Genomic DNA, 11,254 nt, shown 5'->3' with positions numbered 1-11,254 from the left:
CGGAACGCGTCAGCAGCGTCCCGGGTCCGGGCACCGGGGCTCGCGACGGGGACGACGGGACCGCGAGCAGATGGACGACTCCCCGGTGCTGTCCGGAAATCCGGACAGCACCGTCGCCCTTGTCCCTCCGGAATCCCGGGTTGCCCGGTGGTGCTCAGGCGTCGGCCCCGAGCACCCGTACCGGCAGCGGCCGCAGGGCACCCCGCAGCGCCTGTGCCAGTTCCTCGTACTCGGCGCCCCGGGCGGCGCCCGCGCGCATCGCGAAGGCGACGCGCCGGGTCGGGGCCGGGTCGGCGAAGTAGCCGGTGAGGAGCTGGCTGTTGCGGGTGGTCTCCACCTTGAGGGCGGTGTGCGGCAGCAGGGTCACCCCGAGGCCGCCCGCCACGAGCTGGACGAGGGTGGACAGCCCGGCGGCGGTCGTGGTCACGGGCGCGTCCTCGCGGCCGGCCTCCCGGCAGATGTCAAGAGCCTGGTCCCGCAGGCAGTGGCCCTCGTCCAGGAGCAGCAGATTCAGTTCGCGCAACGCCTCCCGCGGTATCCCCTCCCGTCCCCCGAGCCAGTGGTCGAGCGGGGTGACGAGCACGAAGTCCTCGTCGAACAGCGGGAGTTCGGTGACGCCGGGCACCCCGAGGGGCACGGCGAGGAGCAGCAGGTCGAGGCGGCCGGTGGTGAGTCCGTCGAGCAGGCTGCCGGTCTGCTCCTCGTGGACCTGGAGATCGAGGTGCGGATAGCGGTCGTGGACCAGATTGAGGACGGTGGGCAGCAGGTACGGCGCGACGGTCGGGATCACCCCGAGCCGCAGCGCCCCGGTGAAGGGGGCCCGGACGGCCTCGGCCTCCTCCATGAGGGCACCGACCTCGTTCAGCACCGCCCTGGCCCGTACGGCGAGGCGCTCGCCGGCGGGCGAGAGGAGCACTTTGCGGGTGGTGCGCTCCAGCAGGGTGACGCCGAGCACCTCCTCCAGCGCGGAGACGGCGCCCGACAGCGCGGGCTGGCTCATGCCGATCGCGGCGGCGGCGTCCCGGAAGTGCAGATGCTCGGCGACGGCCGCAAAGGCCCGCAACTGGGCGAGACTGGGCTGGCGCCGCCCATGGGCCTTGACCCCGGCCATGGCATACCCCTTACTCATGGTCACTGATAGTCCTCACCGATCAACACGACCGAGTGTAGCTATTTCCCTAATCAATCCACCCTGTGTCAGGATCGTGAGCGTCCAACCCATGAGAAACGCCTTGCCTCCGAGGTGTTTCTGTGCTTCAAGGAGATCGTGTGCTCACCGTCGGTGACAAGTTCCCCGAGTTCGATCTGACCGCCTGCGTCTCGCTGGAGAAGGGCAAGGAGTTCGAGCAGATCAACCACAAGACCTACGAGGGCAAGTGGAAGATCGTCTTCGCATGGCCCAAGGACTTCACCTTCGTGTGCCCGACCGAGATCGCCGCCTTCGGCAAGCTGAACGACGAGTTCGCCGACCGTGACGCCCAGATCCTCGGCTTCTCCGGTGACTCGGAGTTCGTGCACCACGCCTGGCGCAAGGACCACCCGGACCTGCTCGAGCTGCCGTTCCCGATGATGGCCGACTCGAAGCACGAGCTGATGCGCGCCCTGGGCATCGAGGGCGAGGACGGCTTCGCGCAGCGTGCCGTCTTCATCGTGGACCAGAACAACGAGATCCAGTTCACCATGGTGACCGCGGGTTCCGTCGGCCGTAACCCGAAGGAGGTCCTGCGGGTCCTGGACGCCCTCCAGACCGACGAGCTGTGCCCCTGCAACTGGAGCAAGGGCGACGACACCCTCGACCCGGTCAAGCTCCTGGCCGGTGAGTGACCCATGTCCCTCGACTCCCTGAAGTCCGCCGTTCCGGACTACGCCAAGGACCTGAAGCTCAACCTGGGCTCGGTCATCGGCAACTCCGACCTGCCGGCCCAGCAGCTGTGGGGCACGGTGCTGGCGACGGCGATCGCCTCGCGCTCGCCGATCGTGCTGCGCGAGCTGGAGCCCGAGGCGAAGGCGAACCTCACGCCCGAGGCGTACACCGCGGCCAAGGCCGCCGCCGCCGTCATGGCGATGAACAACGTCTTCTACCGCACGCGCCACCTGCTCTCGGACCACGAGTACGGCACCCTGCGCGCGGGTCTGCGGATGAACGTGATCGGCAACCCCGGGGTCGACAAGGTCGACTTCGAGCTGTGGTCGTTCGCCGTGTCCGCGATCAACGGCTGCGGGATGTGCCTGGACTCCCACGAGCAGGTCCTGCGCAAGGCGGGCCTGGAGCGTGAGGTCATCCAGGAGGCCTTCAAGATCGCTGCGGTGATCCAGGCCGTCGGCGTCACCCTGGACGCGGAGGCGGTCCTGGCCGAGTAACGGCCGTACCGCCGAAGGGGCCCGCTCCCAGCCACCGCTGGGAGCGGGCCCCTTCGTCTGTGCCGAGCGGGGACGGACGACCGCAGCCCGTGCCGCTAGGCGGACGGCGCCTCGTCCATCGGCGGCCTCTTTGGGGTCTCGGCGGGCGCGGTGGCGGGGCCCGGCTGCGACGCCTGGTGGGGCACGGGGTTGGCGTACGACCGCAGATAGCCCACCACGGTGTTCGTCACCGCCACCAGCGGCACCGCGACCACGGCTCCGCCGATCCCGGCGACGATCCCGCCGGCCGTCACCGACAGCACCACCGCCAGCGGATGGACCCGCACCGCCCGGCCCAGGATGAACGGCTGGAGGATGTGGCCCTCGATCTGCTGGACGGCGAGCACCACGACCAACGTCATGATCGCGGTGAAGACACCCTGGGTCACGAGCGCCACGACCACCGCCAGCGCGCCCGAGGCCACCGCTCCCACCAGGGGGATGAAGGAGAACAGAAAGATGAAGACGGCGAGCGGCACAGCCATGGGGACGTTCAGGAAGTAGATCCCGAGGCCGATGAAGATCGCGTCGATGAGGGCCACGATCACCGTGCCCCGGACATAGGCGGTCAGGGTGCGCCACGCCCGCGGGCCGGCGCCCGCTACGCCCGGCCGCGCCGCGGCCGGGACCAGCTTCAGCGTCCACTCCCAGATGCGCCGGCCGTCGTAGAGCAGGAAGAGGGTGGAGAACACCGTCAGGAGGATGCCGGTGAGCGCCTCCACGATGACCGTCACGCCCTCGAGACCCGCCGAGGTGATCTGGTCGGTGTTGGCGCCGATCGCCTCCCGCAGATTCTTCGCGATCTCGTTGATCTGCTTGTCGGTGACGTGGAAGGGGCTGTGGAGCAGCCACTTGCGCAGCTCGTCGATGCCGTCCTGGATCTGGTTGGAGAGCAAGTCGATGTTCTCCATGACCTGCCAGGTGACAAACCACCCGATCAGCCCCATGACGACGAAGCCGAGGACGGCGGTCATCGCGGTCGCCGGCCCACGCGGCACTCCGTGGCGCCGCAGCCGCGCCACGGTCGGCTGCAACAGCGCCGTGATGAGCAGCGCGCACACGAAGGCGAACACCACGAGCTGGACGGCACTGATGACCCGCATCAGCACCCAGAGGGTGCCCGCGAGGACGAGCAGCCGCCAGCCCGCCTCGGCGGCGACCCGTACGCCCCAGGGAACCGCCTCCGCGGGGTGTGGGCGCGGCTGCGGCGCGGGGGGCGCGTACGCCGTCGGCTGTACGTGGTCCACCACCGGGGGCCGCTCGGGCCCCGTGTGCTCCTTCTCCACCTCGGCGCGGCGCTCGTCCAGCCGCTCACCCACCTGAGTGATCCCGGCGCCGATCCGGGCCAGCCAGCCTGGCACTTGCGACATGATCCGTCCTCTTCCCCCGTGTCCCCGGGTGTGGCCCACCACTCCCCCCTGGAAGTCGTCGCATCCGACCGTACATGGCAGGCGCCGGCGGCCGTGAACGGCCGTAGCCCCTCACCGATAGACGGTGAGGGGCTACGCGAGGTTGAGCGGCTGGGCGGGGCGGAGCCGCGACTCAGTACCAGCTGTTGGCCTGCCAGAACGACCACGCCTGACACGGGCTGCCGTACCGGCTGTTCATGTAGTTGAGGCCCCACTTGATCTGCGTGGCCGGGTTGGTCTGCCAGTCGGCGCCGACGGACGACATCTTGGAGCCGGGCAGGGCCTGGAAGAGGCCGTAGGCACCGGAAGAGGCGTTGACCGCGCGATAGTTCCAGCTCGACTCGTGGTCCACGATGTTGCTGAAGCACTGGAACTGGCCGGCTCCGACCATCGAGCGCGCCATCGCCTGGATCTGCGCGACCGTGTAGGAGCCCTGGACGGGGAAGCTCGACGCGTCACGGGTCGCGTCGCGGCTGGCCTTCTCCTCGGCCGCCTTGCGGGCCTTGGCGTCCTCTTCGGCCTTCTGGGCGGCCTTCTGCTTGGCGACCGCGTCCGCGGCCGCCTGCTTGCGGGCCGCCTCCTCGGCGTCCTTCTTGGCGCTCGCGTCCGCGGCGATGGCCTGAGCGTCGGCCTGCTGCGTCAGCGACGCGGTCTGGACCTGGGCCTGCTGACCCGCGGGTATGTCCGCGAGGAGCGTGGTCTCGCTAGCCGTAGCCTCGGCGTCGCTCGAGGGCTGCCCAGTGCTGCCCGAGGCAACACCGGTGACGGCGCCTACAGCGGTGACCGCCGTGGCCGAGGCCACTGCGAATCCCCGGACCGAAATCCGGCTCACACGGTTTCCTTCCAGCATCGCCCGCTTCGGTGACCCTGGCGGACGCAATCGTGCCCCTGACGCTGGCCTCCCAACTGCGGGGTCACGGGAGGCACGGGCCCGGTGGGCAACTTCCCCGAGGGAAGCGCCGCGTAGTGCTCGGGCGGCATACGACGGCTCTATGGAGTTCTGGTGCTTCAGTTGTGCCGTACCGCTGGGGGTACAGGTGTGTCGTATGCGGGGCCTGACAGGAGTGAGACTCTGCCGTAACCGGACGCCGGGTGGCAATTCTGCGTTGAGTGTGAAAGCTCACACCTCGTTTGGCCCAAGGGATTCGCGGAAATACCCGCACACCAAAGCGCCGCCCGGCTAGGCTCTAGACCTTTGCCGGACGGCGCCAACTGGTGAGTAACTACCTCACGTTGGACGGGGGCTTCAGATCTGCCCCTCTTCGAGCATTTCGGTCACAAGGGCCGCGATCTGGGACCTCTCGGACCGCGTGAGGGTGACATGCGCGAAGAGCGGATGCCCCTTCAACTTCTCCACGACAGCGACGACTCCGTCGTACCGGCCCACCCGCAGGTTGTCCCGCTGGGCCACGTCATGCGTGAGAACAACGCGTGAATTGGCTCCGATGCGGGAGAGAACGGTCAGCAAAACGTTCCGCTCGAGCGACTGGGCCTCGTCCACGATCACAAAGGCGTCGTGCAGCGAACGGCCGCGGATGTGGGTGAGCGGAAGGACCTCCAGCATCCCGCGTGCGGTGACCTCTTCGATGACCTCGCGGGTGGTGACCGCGGACAGCGTGTCGAAGACCGCCTGCGCCCAGGGGCTCATCTTCTCGGCCTCGGTGCCCGGAAGATAGCCCAGCTCCTGCCCGCCGACCGCGTACAGCGGCCGGAAGACCATCACCTTCTGATGCTGCCGGCGCTCCAGCACCGCCTCCAGGCCCGCGCACAGCGCCAGCGCGGACTTGCCGGTGCCGGCCCGGCCACCCATCGACACGATGCCCACGTCCGGATCGAGCAGCAGGTCGAGGGCGATCCGCTGCTCGGCGCTGCGGCCCTTGATGCCGAACGCCTCCCGGTCCCCGCGGACGAGTCGGACGGTGCCCTCCGGCGTGATGCGCCCCAGCGCCTTGCCCCGCTCCGACTGGATCGTCAGGCCGGTGTGCACGGGGAGGTCGGCGGCCTCGGGGACATGCACGTGCCCCTCTTCGAAGAGGATGTCCACCCGCTCGGCGGACAGGGTCAGTTCGGACATTCCGGTCCAGCCGGAGGAATCCGTGATGGCCAGCTCCGCGCGGTACTCCTCGGCGAGGAGCCCGACCGAGGACGCCTTGATCCTCAGCGGAAGGTCCTTCGACACGACGGTGACGTCGAACCCCTCCGCCTGAAGATTGCGGGCGACCGCGAGAATGCGGGAGTCGTTGTCCCCCAGGCGGTAGCCGGTGGGCAGCACGCTGGGGTCCGAGTGGTTGAGCTCGACCCGGAGGGTTCCGCCGAGGTCCCCGATCGGAAGGGGGGCGTCGAGACGGCCGTACCGCACCCGGTAGTCGTCGAGCAGACGCAGGGCCTGCCGGGCGAAATAGCCGAGTTCGGGATGGTGCCGCTTGGCCTCCAGCTCCGTGACCACCACGATCGGGAGCACGACCTCGTGCTCCTCGAAGCGGGTCATGGCGTTCGGGTCGGCCAGCAGGACGCTGGTGTCGAGAACATAGGTGCGCCGGTCTGGCTTGTGGCGCTTTGTGCTGGTCACCACGGAAGGACGTACCCCCTCGGATGAGGTCGGGGAGCGACGGAGTGAATCTGGACCGGTCGACGGCCGCGATGCACGGGCCGAGAACCGGCCCTCCGCTGCTTCTTCCGTGCCGAGACCGCACGGTCGGGCTGGTGCAAAGGGCCTCCCGGGCGAACGGCCCCGAGCCGTCCGCTGAGATACGACACCCGTGGTTCGGGTGTCGACCTGTTTGGCTTATGCCCTCGAACACGCGCTGCCATGCCAGGGCATACGGCAGCGCCCCGGTGAACTCCTCGTAACGTCCCTCGTCCGGCCCGCACCCAGGAGAGTGGTGCCGGGCCGCGAGGAGCGGGTGTCAGCCGCCGTAGCGGCGGTGTCGCGCAGCGTAGTCACGCAACGCGCGCAGAAAGTCGACCTTGCGGAAGGCCGGCCAGAAGACCTCGCAGAAGTAGTACTCCGAATGGGCCGTCTGCCACAGCATGAAACCGGACAACCGCTGCTCGCCGCTCGTCCGGATGACGAGGTCGGGGTCGGGCTGGTCGCTTGTGTAGAGGTGGCGGCCGATCAGGTCGACGTCCACGGACTCGGCGACGTCCTCCAGCGAGGCGCCCTTGTCCTGGGCGTCGAGGAGCATCGAGCGGACGGCGTCGGCGATCTCCTGACGGCCGCCGTAGCCGACGGCGACGTTGACGAGTATCCCGTCGACGTGCGCGGTGGTCTCCTCGGCCTCCTTCAGCGCGGTCCGCACATGCCCGGGCAGCATGTCGAGCGCGCCGACGTGGTGCACCCGCCAGCGGCCGTCGGCGGCGAGCGAGCGCACGGTGTCCGCGATGATCCCGAGGAGCGGGACCAGCTCCTCCTTCGGCCGGTTCAGGTTGTCCGTGGACATCAGCCAGAGGGTGACGACCTCGACTTCCGTCTCGGCGCACCAGCCGAGGAACTCCTCGATCTTGTCCGCGCCGGCCTGGTGGCCCTGCGCGGTGGTCGAGCCCGCCGCCTTCGCCCAGCGCCGGTTGCCGTCCATGATGACGCCGATGTGCTTGGGCACCTGAGCGTGGTCCAGGTGGCCTTCCACCCGGCGTGCGTACAACCTGACCAGCAGGCCGCGCAGCTTGTCGCGCAGGTTCACGTGATTGTCAGCCCCTCCGTGCGGATCAGACAGGTGCGGACGGTGCGCTCCCCGTCGGATGGCGGTCCCCGGAGGCGAAGCCTACCCCCGGACAACCGGGGCCCCGCCCAAGGGGTGTGGGCGGCCCGTCCCGGGGTCGCACCGGTGAACGGCGGCCCTGAGGTCACGTTTTCCGGGCCACCGGGTGCGACGCGCAGGCCCGGTCGGGGAGGTTTCCGGGTCGGCTCCGGGGCGGTTTCCGGCTCGGTTCCGGGGCGGTTTCCGGGTCGGCTCCGGGGCGGTTTCGGCTCGGTTCCGGGGAGGGGGCGCGTTGGACGTCCGCTCGGTCTCCTGATGGGACGTGCGGGGCGCCCCTTCCGGTTCCGGGCCGGTGGGGGCGGCAAGAAAAACGGGCCGGTCCGTGGGGGGGAGACGGACCGGCCCGAGGGGGGGTCTCCACCATAACCCTTCGTAAGGGCCGGCGCGTGCATTGCCGCGAAACAACTACGCTCCGAAGTCGTCCGGCGACGCGGCGCTGGCTCCGGAGGTGTTCATTCCAAACCGCACCATGGCCGGATCACACGGGATTCAAAGGAAATCCGGCCGAACCCCATGGGATCCAAGGGATTTTCGGGCCATGAGGGAGCGGTCGACGCCACCGCGCGACGTACTCCGGGTGGGTGACCCTCGCCGGGAACGGGCGCTTGACGCCGCCGCTACCGTCGCTGCCATGGCCACGTTCACCACGGGAACAGCCGCACCGGTGCCACTGGAGGTCGCCCGGTCGGCGCACGACCGGCGGCGCGGGCTGCTCGGGCGGGACGGGATCGAAGGGGCGCTGCTGCTCAGTCCGGCGAGCGCGGTGCACACCCTGGGGATGCGGTTCGCGATCGACGTCGCCTATCTGGACCGGAACCTGCGGGTGGTGGCGGTGCGCACGATGCCACCGGGGCGGATCGGCCTGCCCCGCCCATGGGTGCGCCATGTTCTCGAGGCGGAGGCCGGGGCGATGGAGCGCTGGGGCCTACGACGCGGAAACCGGGTCTTCCTGGAGGACGCCTGACGGCACGTCGGCATCGGTGGCAGGGCACCGCGCAGCCCCCTCCACTGCGCGGTGCCGCCCGCGCAGCTTTGCTCACGCGAATTACCTTGGTCTGAACTTAACGTGAGCCCTGAGGATGGCGCGAGCCGCCCCCGATAACGATGTGGCAACCCCGGCGCCCACCCCCTCACAGGGACCGCGGCGTCCCGGGTTTGCGGGCCTCGATGAGGAAGCGGGTGCTGTGGGCGACGAACGGCCCCCGATCGCGGATCCGCTCGTGCAGGGACCGCAGCCGGGGCTCGTGGGCCTCCACGGTGAAGCCGGGCACCATCCAGATCACCTTGCGCAGGAAGTGGACGACCGCGCCGATGTCCCGGAACTCCATGCGCAGCCGGGCCTCCTGGAGGCCGACGACCTCGAGACCGGCCGCTTCGGCCTCGGCCCCCGCGCGCCGGGGATCCCGGGCGCCACGGACCTCCTCCGGCTGCGCCCCGAGGAAGTACTCGACGAGTTCGAACGCGCTCGCCGAGCCGACCTGCTGGGAGAAGTACGTGCCGCCGGGACACAGGACTCGGGCGATCTCGCTCCAGTGTGTCCGCACCGGGTGCCGGCTGGTGACGAGGTCGAAGGCGGCGTCCGCGAACGGCAGCGGCGCGTCCTCGGGCGAGGCGACGACCACGGCACCGCGCGGATGGAGCAGGGCGGTGGCCCGGGCGACGTTCGGCGGCCAGCCCTCGGTGGCGACGGTGAGCGGCGCGAGCACCGGGGCGGAGGCCAGGACCTCCCCTCCCCCGGTCTGGATGTCGAGCGCGGCGGAGGCGCCCGCAAGCCGCTCCGCCATCGAACGCGCGTACCCCCACGGGGGCCGCTCCTCCGTCGCCCGCCCCTCGAACCATGAGAAGTCCCAGCCGTCGACGGAGGCCTCGGCGGCTTCGCGGACGAGGTCTTCGAACGTACGGTCGTCGCTCATGTCGGCCATGGTCCCAGCGACCGCACACGGGACGCGACCGAAATAACGGCGACCGGAACGACGGCGACCCAAATAACGGCGACCGGAGCAACGGCCAGGACGGGCGGACGGACTACGGCACCAGCGGACGGACTACGGCACGAGCCGGCGGACGGACTACGGCACCAGCGGGCGGACTTCCCCGGCCGCGAACCGTACGAAGCCCTCGGGGTCCGGCTCGTCGGCCGTGGGCTGGAGGATCACGGTGTCGGCCCCCGCCTCCGCCAGCCGCCGGACCGCCTTCGCGACGGCTCCCGCGTCCCCGGCGACAGCGAGCTCCGGCACGGAGCCCAGACCCTCCGCGTCCAGCTCGGCCCGGAGGCGGGCCGCCGCGCCGGGACCGGTGGCGGTGAGCAGATAGACCACGACGTGGTGGGGGGCGGTACGGCCGGCCGACGCCCGCCCCTCGTCGATGAGGGCCCGGGCCCGGCGTACGCCCTCCGGGGAGGTGGACGCGGTCAGGATGGTCCCGTCCGCCGCCTCGCCGGACAGCCGCAGGGAGCGCGGTCCGGTGACCCCGGCGAGGACGCGCACCGGTTCCGCGGGCGGCCAGTCCAGCGCGACACCGTCCAGGTGCACATACCGCCCCTCCGTCGTGACGCGCTCACCGCGGAGCAGGGCCCGCAGCGCGTCGAGGTACTCACGCAGGAGGGTGACGGGCGACTCGGCACGGGCACCGACCTGCCCCATCCAGCTCTGGACGCCATGCCCGACGCCCAGGATCGCCCGGCCCGGGAACATCCGCTCCAGCGTGGCGGCCTCCATCGCGGTGACCGCGACGTTCCGCAGCGGCACGGGCAGCAGCCCGACCCCCACGCGCAGCCGCTCGGTCCAGGCGAGCGCGGCGGACGCGGCCGAGACCCCGCCCTCCAGGAAGCAGTCCTCCCACAGCCACAGCTCCTCCAGGCCCGACTCGTCCGCCAGCCGCGCCACCGAGCGCAGCCGCTCGGGGGGCAGTTGGGGCCGGAACACAGCACCGAGTCCAGTCATATGGCCTTCCTATGCGAGCGGGTTCGGAGCGCACAACACCTTTGTCCGCCGTCGGACACCTCTGTATCCGCTGTCGGACACTCCTAGCGCTCGTCCGGCCCGGGGCGCTCGTAGTGCAGGAGGACGACACCGTTGCCGAACCGGCGGGAGTCCATGAGGCGCAGGGCGGTCAGGGCGTCGCTCTCGGCGAAGAGTCGCTGCCCGCGGCCGACCAGGATCGGATGGACGTAGACCCGGAACTCGTCCACGAGGTCGTGCCGCAGGAACTCGGCGGCCAGGGCGGCGCCGCCGAGCGCGAGGTCACCGCCGCCCTGCTCCTTGAGCGCGAGGATGTCCTCGACGACGACGTCCCGGACGATGGTGGTGTGCCAGTCGGCGTGCTGGAGGGTCCGGGAGAACACGACCTTCGGCATGTTCCGCCAGATCCGCGCGTACTCGACCATGGGACCCGAGCGGTGCGGATCGGCGTCCGCGGTGGGCCAGAACCCGGCCATGAGCTCGTAGGTGACACGCCCGTTCAGGAACGCGCCCATCTCCTTGAGCACGTCGTTGAAGTGCTGGTGGAGTTCGTCGTCGACCAGATGCCAGTCGATCTCTCGGTTCGGGCCCTCGATGAAGCCGTCCAGGGACATGGACATCATCAGGACGATCTTTCTCATTGGCAGCTCCCGGTTACGACGCCGTCCATCCGGACGGCACGAGCATCGCGCAGCGGCGGCGCGCGGGCGGGGAGGCGGCTCCGGGT

The 11,254-nt window shown here is 70.3% G+C and carries 11 protein-coding genes; 3 read left to right on the top strand and 8 right to left on the bottom strand.

The window, feature by feature from the left end; translation table 11 throughout:
* Positions 1-154: 154 nt before the first annotated feature.
* Positions 155-1,129 (bottom strand): LysR substrate-binding domain-containing protein, encoded by a 975-nt coding sequence (locus ACIP94_RS08625; protein WP_402421438.1) that lies wholly within the window; start codon positions 1,127-1,129, stop codon positions 155-157.
* A 140-nt stretch (positions 1,130-1,269) separates the two neighbouring features.
* Here ACIP94_RS08625 and ACIP94_RS08620 point away from each other — a divergent pair, with 140 nt between their 5' ends.
* Positions 1,270-1,824: a peroxiredoxin gene (locus ACIP94_RS08620; protein WP_402421435.1), complete on the top strand. Its 555-nt coding sequence runs from the start codon at positions 1,270-1,272 to the stop codon at positions 1,822-1,824.
* A gap of 3 nt (positions 1,825-1,827) precedes the next feature.
* Positions 1,828-2,361, top strand: a complete 534-nt coding sequence (locus ACIP94_RS08615) for an alkyl hydroperoxide reductase (RefSeq protein WP_402421433.1) — start codon at positions 1,828-1,830, stop codon at positions 2,359-2,361.
* 95 nt (positions 2,362-2,456) lie between these two features.
* Here ACIP94_RS08615 and ACIP94_RS08610 read toward each other — a convergent pair whose 3' ends face one another.
* From ACIP94_RS08610 to ACIP94_RS08595, 4 genes are all read right to left on the bottom strand, one after another.
* Entirely contained in the window at positions 2,457-3,770 is a 1,314-nt protein-coding gene (locus ACIP94_RS08610) for an AI-2E family transporter (protein ID WP_402421430.1), read from the bottom strand.
* A 172-nt stretch (positions 3,771-3,942) separates the two neighbouring features.
* Entirely contained in the window at positions 3,943-4,659 is a 717-nt protein-coding gene (locus ACIP94_RS08605) for a transglycosylase SLT domain-containing protein (protein ID WP_402421428.1), read from the bottom strand.
* A gap of 396 nt (positions 4,660-5,055) precedes the next feature.
* Entirely contained in the window at positions 5,056-6,381 is a 1,326-nt protein-coding gene (locus ACIP94_RS08600) for a PhoH family protein (RefSeq protein ID WP_402421425.1), read from the bottom strand.
* 334 nt (positions 6,382-6,715) lie between these two features.
* Positions 6,716-7,489: an isoprenyl transferase gene (locus tag ACIP94_RS08595; RefSeq protein ID WP_402421422.1), complete on the bottom strand. Its 774-nt coding sequence runs from the start codon at positions 7,487-7,489 to the stop codon at positions 6,716-6,718.
* A gap of 709 nt (positions 7,490-8,198) precedes the next feature.
* Here ACIP94_RS08595 and ACIP94_RS08590 point away from each other — a divergent pair.
* The gene (locus tag ACIP94_RS08590; protein WP_402421419.1) at positions 8,199-8,531 is read left to right on the top strand and encodes a DUF192 domain-containing protein; all 333 of its coding nucleotides are present in this window, start codon (positions 8,199-8,201) and stop codon (positions 8,529-8,531) included.
* A 166-nt stretch (positions 8,532-8,697) separates the two neighbouring features.
* Here ACIP94_RS08590 and ACIP94_RS08585 read toward each other — a convergent pair whose 3' ends face one another.
* From ACIP94_RS08585 to ACIP94_RS08575, 3 genes are all read right to left on the bottom strand, one after another.
* A complete protein-coding gene (locus ACIP94_RS08585; RefSeq protein ID WP_402421416.1) occupies positions 8,698-9,480 on the bottom strand; it encodes a class I SAM-dependent methyltransferase in 783 nt (260 codons plus the stop codon).
* Between the two features lie 156 nt (positions 9,481-9,636).
* On the bottom strand, positions 9,637-10,509 hold the full coding sequence (locus ACIP94_RS08580) for an LLM class flavin-dependent oxidoreductase (RefSeq protein ID WP_402421413.1): 873 nt from the start codon (positions 10,507-10,509) through the stop codon (positions 9,637-9,639).
* Between the two features lie 83 nt (positions 10,510-10,592).
* Positions 10,593-11,168, bottom strand: a complete 576-nt coding sequence (locus tag ACIP94_RS08575) for a dihydrofolate reductase family protein (RefSeq protein ID WP_402421410.1) — start codon at positions 11,166-11,168, stop codon at positions 10,593-10,595.
* Positions 11,169-11,254 lie beyond the last annotated feature (86 nt).

The sequence above is a fragment of the Streptomyces sp. NPDC093261 genome (assembly GCF_044753645.1).
Classification (GTDB): Bacteria; Actinomycetota; Actinomycetes; order Streptomycetales; family Streptomycetaceae; genus Streptomyces.
Note: the sequence above shows the minus strand (reverse complement) of the source record. Positions and strands in the feature narration are given on the sequence as shown.